At 60.6% G+C, this 16677-nt stretch carries 12 protein-coding genes and 2 pseudogenes; 5 read left to right on the forward strand and 9 right to left on the reverse strand.

The features are described from left to right. Both AC6CH3_RS01880 and istB read left to right on the forward strand, forming a co-directional pair. Positions 1–1163 (forward strand): annotated as a pseudogene (locus AC6CH3_RS01880) (DDE-type integrase/transposase/recombinase); the annotation flags it as partial. Further along, complete coding sequence (gene istB / locus AC6CH3_RS01885; protein WP_498130841.1) at positions 1160–1948, forward strand: IS21-like element helper ATPase IstB; 789 nt, start codon at positions 1160–1162, stop codon at positions 1946–1948. The pseudogene AC6CH3_RS01880 and the gene istB, both read left to right, overlap by 4 nt. Before the next feature lie 619 nt (positions 1949–2567). Here istB and AC6CH3_RS01890 read toward each other — a convergent pair. The 9 genes and pseudogenes from AC6CH3_RS01890 to AC6CH3_RS01930 form a co-directional block, all read right to left on the reverse strand. Then, a complete protein-coding gene (locus tag AC6CH3_RS01890; protein ID WP_498130842.1) occupies positions 2568–3710 on the reverse strand; it encodes an MBL fold metallo-hydrolase in 1143 nt (380 codons plus the stop codon). Positions 3711–3805: 95 nt separating this feature from the next. Next, positions 3806–3940, reverse strand: a pseudogene (locus AC6CH3_RS01895) (recombinase family protein); the annotation flags it as partial. A gap of 256 nt (positions 3941–4196) precedes the next feature. Next, the gene (locus AC6CH3_RS01900) at positions 4197–5252 is read right to left on the reverse strand and encodes a hypothetical protein (RefSeq protein WP_498130843.1); all 1056 of its coding nucleotides are present in this window, start codon (positions 5250–5252) and stop codon (positions 4197–4199) included. Between the two features lie 214 nt (positions 5253–5466). Beyond that, complete coding sequence (locus AC6CH3_RS01905; protein WP_498130844.1) at positions 5467–6846, reverse strand: aminomethyl transferase family protein; 1380 nt, start codon at positions 6844–6846, stop codon at positions 5467–5469. 570 nt (positions 6847–7416) lie between these two features. After that, positions 7417–8301 (reverse strand): methylenetetrahydrofolate reductase, encoded by an 885-nt coding sequence (locus AC6CH3_RS01910; protein WP_498130845.1) that lies wholly within the window; start codon positions 8299–8301, stop codon positions 7417–7419. Then, complete coding sequence (gene folD, locus AC6CH3_RS01915) at positions 8298–9173, reverse strand: bifunctional methylenetetrahydrofolate dehydrogenase/methenyltetrahydrofolate cyclohydrolase FolD (protein WP_498130846.1); 876 nt, start codon at positions 9171–9173, stop codon at positions 8298–8300. Before folD ends, AC6CH3_RS01910 begins: the two co-directional genes overlap by 4 nt. Then, positions 9173–10075, reverse strand: a complete 903-nt coding sequence (gene purU / locus AC6CH3_RS01920) for a formyltetrahydrofolate deformylase (protein ID WP_498130847.1) — start codon at positions 10073–10075, stop codon at positions 9173–9175. Before purU ends, folD begins: the two co-directional genes overlap by 1 nt. Before the next feature lie 719 nt (positions 10076–10794). Then, positions 10795–11415: a TetR/AcrR family transcriptional regulator gene (locus tag AC6CH3_RS01925; protein ID WP_498130848.1), complete on the reverse strand. Its 621-nt coding sequence runs from the start codon at positions 11413–11415 to the stop codon at positions 10795–10797. 119 nt (positions 11416–11534) lie between these two features. Further along, positions 11535–13094: an FAD-binding oxidoreductase gene (locus tag AC6CH3_RS01930; RefSeq protein ID WP_498130849.1), complete on the reverse strand. Its 1560-nt coding sequence runs from the start codon at positions 13092–13094 to the stop codon at positions 11535–11537. Positions 13095–13498: 404 nt separating this feature from the next. On the opposite strand from AC6CH3_RS01930, the gene AC6CH3_RS01935 reads away from it, so the two are divergent. From AC6CH3_RS01935 to AC6CH3_RS01945, 3 genes are read left to right on the forward strand one after another with little or no spacing between them, the layout of a single operon-like run. Beyond that, positions 13499–14680, forward strand: a complete 1182-nt coding sequence (locus AC6CH3_RS01935; RefSeq protein WP_498130850.1) for a cytochrome P450 — start codon at positions 13499–13501, stop codon at positions 14678–14680. Then, positions 14677–15705, forward strand: coding sequence for an amidohydrolase family protein (locus tag AC6CH3_RS01940; protein WP_498130851.1), 1029 nt, complete (start codon positions 14677–14679; stop codon positions 15703–15705). The genes AC6CH3_RS01935 and AC6CH3_RS01940 overlap by 4 nt, the downstream gene beginning before the upstream one ends. A 35-nt stretch (positions 15706–15740) precedes the next feature. After that, a complete protein-coding gene (locus AC6CH3_RS01945) occupies positions 15741–16676 on the forward strand; it encodes an ABC transporter substrate-binding protein (protein WP_498130852.1) in 936 nt (311 codons plus the stop codon). Position 16677: the final 1 nt, after the last annotated feature.

Genomic DNA, 16677 nt, shown 5'->3' on the forward strand with positions numbered 1-16677 from the left:
CAGTACGACTTCGGCGACGGGCCCCGGATCGGCGGGGTGAAGACCATCCTGTTCGTGGCCTGGCTGGCGTTTCACGCTTCCGGATCGTGATCCCGCTCAGGGACAGGACGGCGCCGAGCGTGTTCGCGGCCCTGGACCGGTGCTTCCGGATCCTCGGAGGGGCGCCGACCTATGTCCTCACGGACAACGAGAAGACCGTCACCACCGCCCATGTTGCCGGGGTTCCGGTGCGGAACCAGCAGACCCTGGATTTCGCCCGGCACTACGGGGTGACCGTGCTGACCTGTCAGCCCGCGGACCCGGCCACGAAGGGCGGTGTGGAAGCGTCCGTGAAGCTCGCCAAGGCCGACCTCGTGCCCAAAGACACCAACCTCCGCGATGACTACCGCACCTTTGCCGAACTCGAAGCCGCCTGTCTGGCGTTCATGGACGAGGTCAATCACCGTGAGCACCGGGTGACGCGGCGTAAACCCGCGGCCATGCTGGTTGAGGAAGCTCCCAGGCTGCACCGGGTCCCGGACACCGCGCACACGGTCGCGTTCGGCCTGGCCCGCAGGGTTCCGGAGAACACCCCGATGGTCACCTTCGAAAACGGCCAGTACTCCGTCCCGGCCCACCTGCTCGGAGCCCGGGTGTTCGTCCGCACCCACGGCACCGGGCCCGGCGAGCAGGTCATCATCGTCCACCACGGCACGACCGGGCCGATCGAAGTCGCCCGCCACGAACGGGCCCGACCCGGCAGCCCCGCCATCAACGACGAGCACTTCCCCGGAACCCGGGCGAAGCTCCCCGGCGACTACGAGGTGAGGGCCCGCAGCGCGGACGAGGCCGCGTTCCTGGCCATCGGCGAAGGCGCCCGAACATGGCTCGTCGAGGCCGCCGCGGCCGGAACGGCACGGATGAACGTGAAAATGGCCGAGGCCGTCACGCTGGCCAAAATCGCCGGCACCGACCAGGTGGACCGGGCCCTGGGCGACGCCGCCCTGCATGGCCGGTTCGCGCACCAGGACCTCGCCTCGATCCTGAACGCCAACATCCGCCGCACCACCACCCACGCCGCCAACGAAGCCACCTCCCTCACCCAAGGAACAGGGGCGTGGGCCGCGATCGGCAGTCCCGCCCTGAACACCACAATCAACATCACGCCGGAGGAGGCCCGATGAACCCCGTCAGCACGACCAACACCGCCGTCCCGCCGCTGCCGCCTGACCTGGAGGCCCTGATGCGGTCCCTGAAAATGCCCCACGCCCGGGCGCTGGCCCCGGACCTGATCGCGACCGCCCGCGCGCAGCGGTGGGAACCGGCCGAGGTCATCAAAGCCCTCTTCACCGAAGAAGCCGCCGGCCGGGCCCGATCCATGCTCGCCTCCCGCCGCAAAGCAGCAGGGTTCCCGACCGGGAAAACCTTCGAGGCATGGGACCCGGCAGCGTCCTCCATACCGGCCCCGACCCAGCAGGCGCTCCGGACCCTGGAATGGATCACACGCAGGGAGAACCTCGTCGTCTGCGGACCCTCCGGAACCGGGAAGACGTTCTTCCTCGAAGCCCTCGGCCAGCAAGCCGTCGAAGCCAGCATGCGCGTGGCCTGGTTCAGGCTCGAAGACCTCGGCGTCCTCATCCGGGCCCACCGCACCGACGACAGCGTCACCCGGGCCGTGGCCCGGATTCTCCGAGCCGAGCTCGTGGTGATCGATGACATCGGCCTGCTGCCGGTCGCCACCGACGCCGCCGAAGGCCTCTACCGGGTCGTGGACGCAGCCTACGAAAAACGCTCCGTCGCGATCAGCTCCAACCTCCACCCCGCCGGCTTCGACGAGCTCATGCCCAAAACCCTCGCCACCGCCACCGTTGACCGGCTGCTGCACCACGCACACGTCTGCCAGACCAGCGGCGATTCCGTCCGCCTCACCCAGGCCCTCGCCGGAAAAGGAGTCACCCGCTTGAACTGACCAACCCAACGATGGCCAATCCCGCCGAACCAATCAGTGGGCAGATCTGTTGGCCATCACCGGGCAGTTTTACTGGCCACCAGCGGGCACTTTTAGTGGCCGCCCGTGGGCAGAAACGACTGGCCATTGACAGCCCGAGCCAGACGTCCTGCACGCACGAACGCTCCTACAGTCTCACCGTCCTCCTCAAAGACCCTATACACACCCGCGAACCGACATCCCGTGTGCGGCAGTGATCGAAGGGCTGTGATATCCCCCGACAGAAGGCGCTGTTCGATCCAGTCCTGCAGCAGAGCAATTGGCGGTTCAATTGCTCCCCCCTTTTCCGCAGTGACCTTGTGGCGGTCCGCCGGGATTAACAACTCCAGGGCCGCACTGCGTGCGGCTCGCACTTCGGAGGCACTCAGCCGGTCCATCGTCCGCGCCAGCAACGCGCCGCGATACCAGCTTTGACCTCAAGCAGCGTTCGAGCCCCCTTTCCCCGCGGCCGTGGTTGACCTCGAATATCGACATAAACAAACAGAGTGAGGACGATCTAGATCGTCCTCACTCTGTTTGTTCCCATAAAGGGTATTTCGTTCACGCATCTGGAGCGGCAGGTGCACCCCGCTGGCGGACGTCAGATAGAGATGCGCTGCAGATCCTCTGCGATGACCACTTCGCCTTTATATCCTTGCTGCGCCCAGGTCTTCCACTGCACTGCGTCCAGCGGTGTCCCGCTGAGGTCGCCAATATGGGAGAGGACGAGCTTCGAAGCGCCCGCCTTCTCCGCAATTGGTCCGACTTTCTGCACCTCGACATGTGCTTCTAGAAGGTGATTCCGCAGCGCCGGCGGTAGGTTTTCCGCGCCTTCTAAATTCATTGCTTCGTGAACCAATATGTCCGTTCCTGAAGCCAGTACGTTCAGGTTGTCGGAGTAGGTTGTGTCGCCCGAAAAGGTCACGGACCCGTATTCCGTTTCGAATCGGTAAGCGAAGCAAGGAAAAACGTGACCATGCGGAACCAATGTCGCGGTGACCTTCACCTTTTCATCTTCCATCACCAGGAACGGCTCCATTGCTGGACTGACGTTATGGAAATCTGCCCCGACCGGTGGCAGCTCGATGTCATGGACGTCCGCGAGCTCGCGAACATCGCGAAGGTTCGAACCGCGAATAAAGACATTGTGGCTGTACGCGAAAGCCTCATGGGACTTCTCCGTAAGGGCACGAATCCCAGGCGTCGGGTTTTCGGGAGCAATAGTTGCTGCTTCACCGCCGCCGAACTTCGGGGGGAGACCTCCGGCCGGCCCCGGTCCGTAGACTCGAACAGGCCCGGAAAGCCTGTCACCCCCGGAGTTTGGTGCGTTACCCGCCAGAAGAAAGAAGTTGTAGTAATCGGCCAAGTGATCGGCGTGTAAGTGGGTAATAAATATGCTTTTCAGAGACTCGAATTTCAAGCCCGCTTGGATGAACTGTGTAGTTGCACTCCGCCCACAGTCAATAACATAAACCGAATCGTCGACGCGAAGAGCAGTGGAAATTCCGGCTCTGTTCGCCTCGATCGGTGGCCCGGCCTGCGTCCCAAGAAAGACCACTTCCAGCCCTGGCCCCGACTTCCCTGCGCTTTCTGGAGCCGTTACCGCGCTCTTTACAGGAACCGCCTCCGGCGCTCGTTCAGTCGTGCATGCTGCCAAACCCATCACTGCGGCACCAGAAAGGCCCGCCAGTGCGGACCGACGGTTTATGAGAGCATCAGTCGCAGTTTCGTTCGTATTGCACATTACAACTCCTTTGTTGTGCTGGTCGTGGGGAGCGGAGTGCCACCTGCTTCCGCCCAGGGACTGCTTGTTGGGAAGTTAGGGAATTACGACGTAACGGTGAACACCAATCTCTCTTTGACGAAATCCACGCGTACTCCCCTCCTGGTCAGGCCTTGGACGAGAGCACGCGGGTGGACGAGGTTTCGGGCGAGCCGGTCCAAGCGGTGCACGACAACGCTGCAAGTCTCCCTTTCAAGGTCATTCCTGGGCGCTGCCTTTCTGTCACTGCAGCTTTCACGGTGGTGAACGCTTAGCCGGAGAACGGGAATAGGTAGGCGACCGGTGGGCGGGAGCCAAAATGGGTCGGCCCCCGGCCGTGATTGGAAGCCGTGGTCTGTGGGCTTCGATGACGCAGTCGTTGTCGCCTCTGCAGCAAGATGCTCTTGCCGGGGGCATAGGACAGAGAGCATCCCTAAAGGTTGGTAGAGGTTCCGCTTCCTCGGTAGCTCACCATGCTGAGGCAACCTCAGCCTGCGTGTGAAGGATGGATTTCATTTCGTTCTCTGGGCCACGGCCGCAGCCGCACTCAGTTGCGACGCCAAATCTGAGTACGTGGCGTTGTGCTGTCGCAATGCGGAGGTTCGCGCCCTTGATGCCGTCCTCGCGGTGCACCAGACCCAGATAAAGTTCCGTTTCCTCCGGCAGCTGTAACGCTTCTAAAGGAGTGAAGTACGCGTCGTCGTCACGGTCGATGGGTACCGGCATGTGCACCCAGTCGATAGGGCGTGGCGACTTCTCAATCAGGAGCCGCGCAAAGCGTACGAGGTTTGCCGTGTCTAGCGGCTCGGTAAAGTGCTTCTCGCCCGCGTCGCCGTAGCATAGGTGGAACCCCACCTCGACATCCGAAGGCACGCGTGAGGCTTGGTCAATTGCCCGTTCAATCACTGCTGCCCACACGTCGGCAAACCAATGAGCATAGGCTCCGCCGAATTTGTCGTCGTAGGCTGATGCTTCAATCCAGATGAATTCAACCGCCGTGTCCCACTGGATCGCTAGGTTGTTGTGCGGGATCGCATCGAGGATTCGATCCAGTTCGGCGTAGAGGGCGTCGCGATAGACCGGCTCAAACCGTTCTCTGTCTTCCTCGACGATGAAGGCACCAACGACTGCCGCTGGCGTGGGAAGGGACACCTGAAAGCGCGTTGCGCGAGATACGGCACCTGCATCCTGCAGGGCCCGAAATACTTGCCAGGACTCAATGGCCGAATCAGCGTAGCCCAGTGAGGGGAGCCGGAGAGCAGATGCAGCGGCGCCGTCGGCAATACGGAGCGGACGCACATCGAGGTGACCTACGAAGATGGGTGCGTCTCCCACGCGTTCGAGTCCTTGAGTTTGAGAGAGGCGGTCAGGCTGGAATGCAATCCAATGAAACCTGTGTCCGACTTCGCCATCGGGGATGCGTTTCAGATGAGGGCCGAGGATCCCTGCAGCCGTGCGGATAGTGGTTTCCGCGTCGGGGAAATTGATGCTGCCCACCAGAAGGGCGCCTTGCGGTTGAGTCATTCGTGTCTGCTTTCGTTCCATAAGGCCACAGACTCCCGGACTCCTTGAAGGTAAGGCCCTTGCTATGCCAGCCCAATCCTCGGTGTCGTTCGTTGTGGTCCCGTACAGTTGGTCGGCTTGAGCCGAAGGTTGCGGCATCGAAGGAATCTATGTGGCGTACTTTAGGGAGAGGTGCCGCATCTGCGATGGATACGGCACCTCTCGAGGAGGTGTGCTACTGCTGCCCGGTCTTGATGATCTTGCTGAAGTACGGGGAAGGTGCAACGGTTACGCGGATCTCACGCAGCTCGTGCTTGTCCACGCTCGCCCGCTGGGTGTCAGGTTCGCCCCACATCAGCGTCAGTTCGGTGCCTGGTTCGGCGTGTTCCAAGTTGACCAGCGCCGTTGAGATGACGTGTCCTGCGTTGGCCGAGTAGGACACCCACTGAGAGATTCCGACGGTCTCATTGCCGCTGAGCACGGCATCGGACTCAAACGTCGCGTACATGGGTGTGGGAAGCGAGGCGAACCGGGCAGGACTTTCGGTGTCGAAAAGGGAGGACGCGATCGTGGCAGCCACGTCCTCATCGTTCCAAACCAGCGTGACCTTCTTCCGGCGCTGGTTATCGGCTTTGGCCTTAAGAGCGTCGCGGCCCAGGAAATCACGGTCCCAGTCGATGAGTCCGCCATAGCCGACTTCGATCGGATCGACGTAGTAGTCTTCGATTTGATCGGAAACAAAGCTGCCTCCGAGTGAACCAATCGTCTCGAGGTAGTAGTTGTTCAGCCACTCGCGGTAGGGCTTGAGTTCCTCGCCCTGGTAGATTGCGGGGAGCGGCATTGGCATCCACCCTGATTCCTGCGCGGTGGTGGAATATGCCAAGGCGCCGATCTTGCGCAGGCCATAAGATGCACCAGCCACCTCGAGGGCTTCGCGCACCACCTGCTGGTCATCCCATGGGCCGTAGATTTCGAAGCCGGGCTCTCCAGCCATGCCATGCCGCAGGGCGCGAACTTTCTTGCCGGCGATCTCGAATTCACCGATGAAGAAGAACTTGATCTCCGGAACGCTGCCCCCGGTGACCTCTTTCATCAGGGCGAGGGCGTTCGGACCCTGCACCTGGACGCGGAACACATCGCGCGGTTCCTGCCGGACTGACCAGTTGTCGTTCTTCTCCGCCGTGACGTCGAGTGAAGAACGCTCAGCATTGAACAATAGCCAGTCGCTGCCGAAGGGCGCACCGACTACGCGGAAAAAGTTCTCTTCCTCACGGAAGACGATGCCATCAGCGATGAAGTTGCCGTCCGGGGCTACGAGGACGAGCTGCTTTGCACGCATGACCTGGAACGGATCGAACTTGTTGGCGGCAAACTGCGAGAGGAACGGGATGACCTCGGTTCCACGAAGGTGGAGTTCGGTCATGTGGTACGACTGCTCGAGAAGTGCCACGCCGTTTTTCCAGGCGCGCACCTCGTCACGCCAGTTGGTGAACTCGGGCGGAATACCCGGGAACACATACGGGCCGAGTTGGGCACTCCGCAGATGCTTGACCGGATTGCCTGCCTCATTGATTAGCGATTCCAGGCTCTTGGGAGCGCCTTTGCTCGAGGTCATGATTCTCCATTCTGCTGGCTTCTTCGTCAGTTTGACAGGGCGAAGAGCCGATAGGTGGGTAGGGTAAAAGTAAGGTTCAGATTGAAAGTGGTGAAGACCACATACTAATTAGTATCCGGCTACCGATGCGCATGTCAAGGATTTTTTATTTCCTGCCCTTCAAGGCTTCCGAGCGGGTTTCGACAGCGCACCATGGCAATTGCGGACACCACCTTGCCGGCGTTAGCTGGGCTGGAAAGGCTTATTGGGGTGCCCGGGTGTGAACTCGAGGGCGTCCGGGTACAGCAGACGCCCCGAGGTGGCTTAGTCGGTCTGGGGAGGCGGTGGTCGGCCGACACGTCACGCTGCGTCCTCGTGCCACCAGCCTTCCCAGGCCGCCGAGCTTAGTTGCCCGTTGGGAAATTGATTTGGTGCGTTGCCGTCGTGCTCAAAAGGGCTGGCACCGCCTCGGCTGACCTCAAGTAAGAAGTTGAGAGTGGTCAGAAACATAAGTACGTCCTTCCAATCCGGTGAACTCCAGGAGCGCGAAATGAAAATTGTTATGCTGAAGCCTGGGCCGTTCATTATGGGTCAGTGACCGACGTGATCCTTCCCGGCAGGTACCTCGGGTCGGGAGCGGGCGTCGAAGTCTCGCACCCATTCGGCTGTGGTTCGTAGACCTCCGAAGGTGAAGAAGTGCAGCTTTACGGTGCCGTGCCGGGCTGGGTCCAGACGGCTTGCCAACTCGGTGACGAATCGGTCGGGGCCGGTGGTGGCCAACAGGTTCGTCAGTGAGAAGCCGTACTTCTTGGCGATGCCCGCACTGGAGGCTACGCCAAAGCGGCGCGCGTAGGAGAGCAGCCGCTTCACGCCAGCGGGCCCTGGGACCCCGACCCGGATTGGCATATCGATACCGCGGTCGCGGACGCCCTCGATCCACTCGATGAGCGGGTCCACGTCGAAACCAAACTGGGTAATAATGTCGCCGGCATTCGCTTGCTCCTTGAGTGCAGCGGCCTTGTCTTCGATGGCACCCCACAGTTGGTCTCGGGAGATGTCGGAATGCCCGTCAGGGTAGCCGCTGATACCGACGGTTCTTACGCCAAAGGTGGCCCAGTCGGTGTCATTGATCAGAGCCAACGCATCGTTGTAAGGACCCTCAGGTTCGGATGGGTCGCCAGCAATGACGAAGACGTTCTCACTGGTCCCGTCGGCATGCAGGGCATTCAAGACTTCCTCGAGCGCAGCCCGCGAATTGATGCGCCGGGCGGAGATGTGGGGGACAGGCTTCAACCCGCTTTCCTTGACGGTGCGCGCCGCGGATGTGCGCATCGCAAGATCTTCATTGCCGAGAAAGGTGACGTTCACTCGGGTTCCCGCCGGCAAGTAGGGCCGTGCTTCGTGCAAGGCATCGACGTCTTTGCCTGTCATTTCGACGGAAAAGTCTTCGAGGATCTGGCTGATTGTCATGGTCATGGGATATCTCGTTTCGAATGACTGACCACTGCGGCTTCCGCCGCGGCAATGGTATTGGACATGAGGGAGGCGATGGTCATAGGACCCACACCACCCGGGACCGGAGTGATCCACCCTGCGATCGGTGCGACCTCGTCAAACCGAACGTCGCCGATGAGGCCGCTCTGGACCCTATGGATACCCACGTCCACCACGGCGGCTCCTGGCTTTACGTGACCTGCTGTAATAAGTCCTGGCACTCCGGCCGCGGCGACGAGGATATCTGCCTGTGTCGTGTACGACTCGAGGTCGTTGGTGCGGGAATGGGCGATGGTCACCGTCGCCGAACGCTCGAGGAGTAGCTCTGCCGTAGGATGGCCCACCAATGCAGAGCGTCCCACCACCACTGCGGCGGCACCTTCAATTTTCACACCGGCGGAGTCGAGCAGCTCGATGACACCACTCGGAGTACAGGGGCGGAGCCCGGGCTCGCCCCGTAGCAGCCGGCCCTGGTTCAGAGTGGTCAGGCCGTCGACATCCTTGGCTGCCGGAATTCGATCTATGAGAGCAGAACGGTCCAGGCCCCCCGGCAGGGGAAACTGGAGCAGGATACCTGCGACCCGGGGATTTTGACCAAGTTCGTCAATCGCGGCCGCTACGTCCTCTTGGGAGGCCTCCGCTTCCAGCCGGCGATGAAAATCCGCCAGCCCGACTTCCGTCGCCATTTTGCGCTTACTTCGGACGTACACGGCGCTGGCGGCGTCATCGCCGACCAACAATGTTGCCAGGCCAGGCGCGTAGCCATGGGCTGCAACGAAGACTTTGACCCGCTCAGCCGTTGTGGCCAGGCTGGCGGCTGCGACAGCCCGGCCATCGACTAGGTTTGCAGTCATTACGCGAACACAATCGTCGTGTTCCCATCGCGGAGAACCCGGTCTTGGCAGTGCCAGGCCACCGCGCGTGAGAGCACTTGGCGTTCAACGTCCGCCCCGCGGCGAACCAAGTCCTGCGTCGTGTTGGAATGATCGACACGAACCACATCCTGCTCGATGATGGGACCCTCGTCGAGGTCCTGAGTAACGTAATGGGCCGTCGCCCCGATGAGCTTGACCCCGCGCTCCTTGGCCTTCTGGTACGGGCCGGCCCCGATGAAGGCGGGAAGGAAGGAATGATGGATGTTGATTATCGGCACGCCAACCTCGTCGATGAACTCAGATGAAATGATCTGCATGTACCGCGCGAGCACAACGAAATCGACATTGCCTTGCAGCAGTCGCAAGTGCTCCTGCTCCACAGCCTTCTTGTCCCCGTCTTTTACAGGTACGTAAAAGTAGGGAATACCAAATTGGCGTACGGACTCCGCGAGGTCGGGGTGGTTGGAGATGACCATTTCAACGGTCATTTCCAATTCGCCCCGCTTCTGCCGCCAAAGCAGGTCCAACAGGCAGTGGTCCGTCTTGGAGGCCAAAATCGCAACACGTTTCCGTTTGTGCGACTCCGTGAGGCGCCATTCCATGCCGAGACCGCCGAGGATCTCCCGGTCTAGCGCAGCTTCCAGTTCGGGGCGGGCAAGCGTCAAATCAGGAAGCCGGAACACCGATCGTTGGAAGAAGCGGCCGCTGACGGGATCGCTCGTGTGTTGGTCAAGCGAGATGATATTTGCCCCGAACTGGGTAAGCAGCGTCGAGACAGCGGAGACAATTCCTGGCCGGTCAGGCCCAGAAACAATGAGTATTCCTTTGTCGACGGAGCTGTCTACGTCGACAGAGAACTTCTCCAGCACGTCGTGTGTCACGGCCGCTTCCTTCCTGGCTAATGACGCCTGCATTTCGATGATTGGTGTGGTCTGGCCCTCCGGTGGACCAGTCTTTTTTGCAGTCGATTGTGGTGACACTGTTAATTCCTCTTCCGATGCCAACGGCATCTGTGCGCTGAGGCCCGAGTGTTGAATGGGAGGACAAACTGCCGGACACCGTCACCCGATGGGCCGGTTGCCGCAGCAGATGGGACGTCCTGGACAGCGGTAGTGGATTTCTTGGAGTCCGACTTGCAGCTTTATGCCGGGGTTGGGTGCAATGGTGGCCATGTCCGGCCAAGCTTCTGACACGTCTCCTCCATTGCAGACACATCTCGTTCGGTTTGCCACGGGGGAAGATTCAGAAACTGGCCCGTCGTGTGACGGGTGGGCTTCCGATACCGAAACGTCTTTAGATACTAGATAGTATTTGCGATGCTTTACCGAGTCAACAGTTTGGAACCAGGAACATCCTCAGCTGTCCCAAAAGACCGAACGGGGCTGGGTTCTCCCGGCAACATTGAGCGGTCCGCATGTCGGGACGAGGGCATGACGGGGCTGGGAACCGTCTCCGGCTAGCTAGTTGCATGTTGCACGGCCGAACTAGCGCGAAGCTCAATCCGCGCTGATATGACGACCGCCGCGCGGGCACGCGGCAAGCCCAGATGGTTAGTCGACCATCAACCAGCCCACCGCTCGGGGTAGATGTTCGGGTCGATCTAAGTGATTGGGTGCAGGGCCCCGTTTGCGGCCAGGGCCGAAGCCCTAAGAGCCGTGAAAACCTGCCGGAGCATCCCTCCCGAGGAGACGGGAGCCTTGACGAAGACTGCTACGCCGCCATAGGTGAGTTCGAGCACGATCCCGCCAAGATCGAGGGCACTGATCTGAGGCTTGGTGTCTGGGAAAAGTTTCTTGAGCAGCAGCTGCCCCACTTCCTCCCACTGGCCGACGAAAAGCTGGCGTTGTTCGTCAAGCAGGGTCCCGTCCCGCTGTGCACGGCGCAGCACTTCGATGGCGATGAGGCCCCATTTTTGTTCGCCTGCTCGCGCGTCGCTCCACTGAGCGACGGTTTCGACTACCTCAGCGGGGCTCGTGACGTTCTCGAGGAGCCGGGTCAGATCCTGGACATCGCTGCCCGCATGACTCCTTAGCAGTTGTTGCAGGATGTCCTCTTTCGAGGAGAAGTTCGAGTAGAAAGCGCCCTTCGAGAACCCTGCTTCTTCGGCTATGCGCTCGACTGATGCACCGTCATAGCTGTAGCGGGCCACGACCTCTCCGGCAGATTTGAGAAGTTTCTCCCGCGTTAGGGCCTGGCTCTGTTCTCTCGTTAACCGTGCCATCAATACCTCTTCTTCAATTCGTCCATCGCAAACAGCCGCCCGGGATAAGTTCTGCCGCTGCCGCCAAAAGCCACTTCAACTCTATTACGGCCGCGCGTATCTGGATACTTGATGGTCGCTTAAGCCGTTCCGTCTCGGTACGCTGCAGGCCAGATGCCGTGCCGGCCGGGGGATAGGACGCCCTTGGGGTCAACAGCGTCCTTTATCTTCTCGACAAAGCGCCTATAGGCGTGGTCATTAAAGGAATATTGGGCCGCCGCGAGGTCCATGAAATTGAGATGCGGTCGGCACACACCATAGCCAGCCTGGCCAAGTGCCGAAACCATTCCCTTCACAACGTCGAACGCGTTGCGGACGGCTCCGGCGTCTGTTTTGTCGTAGCGAACACCCGAGAGCACCACGCCTGAGCGTTCGCCGGTGAACATGACGGCCGCTGAAAAATTCACCCCTCCATCGGCTAGATGCTTTCGAATCTCTTCGGTAACAAAGCGAACCTCAGTGCCCTGCATTGGCACGATGGGGGAAAAGTCAACGTGGGCGATGTGTGGGGGCATATTTTCGATTGCCTTGAGCGTGGGTATTCCAGCCATGATTTGATCTGCCGAGTAAACGATTTGGTCGTACTCTTCAGGGGCGTATATCCGAGGAGCGACGAGGCGGCCGCTGGGTATCTTCGCCCATGCTTCAGTGATGCGCCGGAGTCGAATCTGGACGATGTCTGCATCGCCCCAGATGGCTGCCCGCGTAGCCCACGCGCCGACGCCGGCGCGCTTCGCAATATCGTCGACCTGCGCGGGCGTCAGTAGGCCAGGGACCCCTGCTTCGTCACGAAGCATGACGGCGGCGCGCAGTGTGGAATACAACGTCGGGACACCCTCCAGATGGCCTGCGAGCCGCAACTCGCGAATCGTGTCGATCGCGGCCTCAAGGTCGCCGTCATCGTCAATCGCGAGCATTACGGGTGCGTACGCCTCGGGGAGTCTCTTTAGCCACACGCCCATTCTCGTGACAATCCCGAGGTTCGACTGGACAAACAGCGGATCCAGAGAGGGACCGAGGCTTCGCTTGTAAAGGTGCCAGACCTTACTCCCTGGGATTGCGCCCGCCCCCGTCCGGAGCAGTTGGCCATCTGGAAGTACGACTTCAAACCCTGTCGGAAACGCGTAGTCGGCCCCGTAGAACTGGTATGAATGGCCGCTGTCCATTGAATTGCCGATGACGGATCCCCAGCCTAGATCCGGGCACGGAGTCATAAGACTGTAGCCTGCGTCCTTTACTGCGTCGTAGAGGTCGAACCAACGAACCCCAGGTTCAACCACCGCGTAAGCGAGCTCGTCGTTAATCTCTAAAATGCGGTTCATCCGTTGAAAACCGATTTGAATGGAGCCGCGGACCCGCGGCGACGGTCCACCGTGCCCAACGTTCCGACCCTGGCTGTGGGGCCATACGGGAATCTCGAATCGGTTGGCAATGCGCATGATCTCCTGCACCTGCTCCGTGGTAGTTGGTTGAACCACGGCAGAAGCAGCGTACGTCTCGTCGCCGGGGAAGCCGTAAGGGTCCTTGAATTCGTCCACCTTCGCGCGCTCGACATGGACGGCATCCTCGCCAACGACGGCGGCCAGGTCGCGGATCATCTGGTCGGGAATGGTGGGTAAAAGCACGGTTGAATCGTTCATTCTCTCTCCTTTGAAAGATGGACGCCCCACCGTTGTGGGCCGTCTCGACAGTCATGCATCCACACCGGAGGCTCGGTTCTTCATCGGCGGGATCGATCCATAGCTCTAACTTGAACGCCAAAACTCACGTCACCTTGGGTATCCACATACCATTCGGTATCTTACTGAGTTGCCGCTGTGGGATCAAGCGATATGTTTCGTCAACAGCCCTGATTGTGCACGTCCATCGACGGGCTAACCGGCCCGTGAGCTTGGCCCCTTAATGCGGGTGAATCTTGGAACCATTGACGGGCCCGCAAGGGCGGGATACCCTTCAGTATCTGGATGCCTCGTCGTATTTGGCTGAGGGTGAGCCCTGCTGCTGCGGGCGTCCAGAAAGCCGACAGAGCTGCAATGGAGGAGACATGTCTACAGAATTAACGGGCGACAACCTTTACCGGGACCCCTATCCGGTATATGCGCGCCTGCGTCAAGAGTCGCCGGTGGCATTTTTTGAAGGTACGCAGGAGTACTTTGTTACTCGCTACGATGACTGCCGCACGGTGGGATCCAACGATCGTATTTTTGGTCCTTCCGATAGCCCGAACCGGCCGGAAGCGCGCGTCATGGGCATGCCAAACGTCCTATCCATGAGCGGGGAAGAACACACGAGCCTTCGCGTTGCGATTGATCAAAACCTAACCCAGGAAGCAGTACGCGGCTTCGTCGGGGCCCTGACGCGGCCGGTTGTTCATCAGTACCTTGAGGAGCTCAAGCCTCGCGGCGAAGCCAATTTGACGGCAGACCTTTTTGAGCCCATCTCGGTTCGCTGCATCGGAAATGTTATCGGTTTGAACGACACTCCGAACGAGACCCTGGTGGAGTGGTTCCAAGCGATGGCTGCCGGGCTTCAGAACGTCAACAATGATCCGGCGGTCTGGACCCGTGTGGACCTGGCTCTTGCTGACATCGACGCACAGTTGGGAGAACTCTACGAGAGGGCGCTGAAGAAGCCCGATCATTCGCTGATGAGCCATGTCATGCATGGTGGCATGCCCGAGGGCGAAGTCCGAAGCGTCGAAGAGATCATGCCGACGATGAAGGTCATCATCCTTGGCGGCCTCCAGGAGCCCGGCCATGCAGCGGCAAACGCGGCCGCAGGCCTACTCCTTGACCCCGAGCAGAGTAAGGCTATGGTCGCCAATCCCAGCGAGCACGCGCTCCGGGCATTTGACGAGGGTCTTCGCTGGATCGCCCCTATCGGGGTTACGCCGCGCGTTGCTGCCGAAGACTTTGAGATTGCCGGGAGCGTCATTCCCGCTGGCTCCTCGGTTGCCATCGTGATGGCCTCCGCTAACCGCGATGAGTCACGCTTCGAGGATCCCGACGTGTTCAATATGTTCCGCAAGAAACGGCCCAACCTTACCTTTGGATTCCGTCCACATTTTTGCTCTGGTCACGCACTGTCGCGCGCTATGGGTGAAATTGCTCTTGAGGAAGCTTTTCGGCAACTCCCGGGCCTTCGTCAGGACCACAGCCGCGAGATGGCCTTCAAAGGGTGGCGCTTCCGCGGCGTCTCCGACCTCCCGGCCAAATGGGACGCATGAAGCCACTGGTTATCGACGGCCACGGTCACTTCACTACCGAGCCGCCCGGGTTTCATGCCTTTCGGAAGGCGCAGGTGGCCTTCGCTGAAGGGCACTCCGAGAGAGAGCCAGCGTACGCGGGAATCGAGGAGTCGGAACTCGGTGAGATCATCACCAAGAATCAGCTACGCCTTCAGCAGGAGCGTGGCTCGGATTTTACGATTCTTTCGCCGCGCGCGTCGGGCATGGGGCACCACGTTCCGGGGCAGGAAACTGCAAACACCTGGGCGCGGCTCTCCAACGACACCATCTTGCGGATCTGCCGGCTCTTCCCGCGGAATTTCGCTGGGGTGTGCCAGCTCCCGCAGACCGTTGGCGGTGATCTGGGGCCTGTGATCGCCGAGTTGGAACGCTGCGTCGAAAACGGTTTCATCGGCTGCAACCTCAATCCGGACCCGTCGGGCGGGCTTTGGTCCGCTCCACCGCTTTACGACCAGTGGTGGGACCCCCTCTGGGAGACCATGACCCGGCTTGACGTGCCGGCGATGATTCACGTATCCGGGTCCTGTCAACGGGCCATGCATACAACGGGGGCGTATTACCTGGCCGCTGACACCGCTGTCTTCATGCAGTTACTCGAAGGCGATCTCTTCGAGCGGCATCCCCGGCTCCGGCTCATCATCCCGCATGGCGGCGGGGCGGCTCCCTATCACTGGGGCCGCTACCGCGGCTTGTCGATGATGCTGGGCAAGGCGCCGCTCAACGAACACCTCATGCAGAACCTTTACTTCGACACCTGCGTTTATCACCAGGCCGGAATCGATGCCCTCTTCAAGGTGGTCGAGCCGAAAAACATCCTCTTCGGTTCAGAACTCCTCGGAGCCGTCCGGGCTGTGGACCCCGAAACGGGGCACAGCTTCGACGATACGAAGCGCTACATCGACGCCCTTGGCCTCAACGAGGAAACACGCCACGCAGTTCTGGAAGGAAACGCCAGGCTCGTATATCCGCGCCTCGACTCAATTCTTAAAGAGCAGGGACGCTGAGCAGCGTCCACAAACGGGACAAAGGAGTTCGCACCATGAAAGCAACACCCACCGAGATCCGGCTTGCCGGCGGAGCCCAAGGATTCAACTGGCTTCCGGTGTTCGTCGCCGAAGACCGCGGCTTCTTCGAACGCAACGGACTTAAGATCACGTACCAGAAGCTCGGTTCCGTCGACAAAGCGACCGCTGCCGTACGTGAAGGCTCCGCTGATCTGGCCATCACACCGCCAGAAGGGGCAATCGCCGATTACGTCGCGGCCGGAAAGCTGCGCATCGTAGGAGCCAATTCGGTCCGTCTGCCAATGTCCCTGGTGGCACGGCCCGGCATCAGCAGCATTGCCGAACTGCGTGGCAAGAGAATCGGCACCTCGTCCCTGACTGAGGGCACTGCCATCTACACCCAGATGATGCTGCAGCAGGAAGGGCTCTCGTATCCGGAGGACTACGACTTCGTCCTCGCCGGGGTGCACACGACCCGATGGACGGCGCTGCAGAACGGCGAAATTGACGCCGCTCCTCAGCCGGCCCCGTGGAATTTCCTCGCAGAACGCGAAGGTTACGGCCGCATCGGTGAAACAAACGAGGTGATCCCCGAGATCGTCTTCGCTGCAATCATCGGCAACGCCGACTGGCTTTCGCAAAACGAGGAAACAGTGCATGGCCTGGTCTCGGCATTGGCTGAAGCCCATGACTTCGTCAACGATCCGGCCAACGACGCCATCACGCTGCCGATCTACCAGCGGCTGACAACCCCTGAGGATCCGGAACTGGCGGCACGGGGCCTCGCCTACACCAGGGACATGGGCATGTGGCCCACAAACCTGGAGGTGCCGTCACCAGCCCTCGAAGCCACCACAGACCTCATGATGCGTGTCGGCCTACTGGCACCGGAAAACGCCCCTGGGGCGGCGTCCGCGGTTTCCCCGACTTTCGTGTCAGCCGCTTCGACAGCCCCGCCGGCCACACGTTAAG

The sequence above is a fragment of the Arthrobacter sp. GQ119 genome, from assembly GCF_059759125.1.

Bases quoted from the DNA above. Each gene is read 5' to 3' on its own strand.
- istB (WP_498130841.1), top strand. From the start codon at position 1,160: ATGAACCCCGTCAGCACGACCAACACCGCCGTCCCGCCGCTGCCGCCT.
- AC6CH3_RS01890 (WP_498130842.1), bottom strand. From the start codon at position 3,710: ATGTGCAATACGAACGAAACTGCGACTGATGCTCTCATAAACCGTCGG.
- AC6CH3_RS01900 (WP_498130843.1), bottom strand. From the start codon at position 5,252: ATGACTCAACCGCAAGGCGCCCTTCTGGTGGGCAGCATCAATTTCCCC.
- AC6CH3_RS01905 (WP_498130844.1), bottom strand. From the start codon at position 6,846: ATGACCTCGAGCAAAGGCGCTCCCAAGAGCCTGGAATCGCTAATCAAT.
- AC6CH3_RS01910 (WP_498130845.1), bottom strand. From the start codon at position 8,301: ATGACCATGACAATCAGCCAGATCCTCGAAGACTTTTCCGTCGAAATG.
- folD (WP_498130846.1), bottom strand. From the start codon at position 9,173: ATGACTGCAAACCTAGTCGATGGCCGGGCTGTCGCAGCCGCCAGCCTG.
- AC6CH3_RS01925 (WP_498130848.1), bottom strand. From the start codon at position 11,415: ATGGCACGGTTAACGAGAGAACAGAGCCAGGCCCTAACGCGGGAGAAA.
- AC6CH3_RS01930 (WP_498130849.1), bottom strand. From the start codon at position 13,094: ATGAACGATTCAACCGTGCTTTTACCCACCATTCCCGACCAGATGATC.
- AC6CH3_RS01935 (WP_498130850.1), top strand. From the start codon at position 13,499: ATGTCTACAGAATTAACGGGCGACAACCTTTACCGGGACCCCTATCCG.
- AC6CH3_RS01940 (WP_498130851.1), top strand. From the start codon at position 14,677: ATGAAGCCACTGGTTATCGACGGCCACGGTCACTTCACTACCGAGCCG.
- AC6CH3_RS01945 (WP_498130852.1), top strand. From the start codon at position 15,741: ATGAAAGCAACACCCACCGAGATCCGGCTTGCCGGCGGAGCCCAAGGA.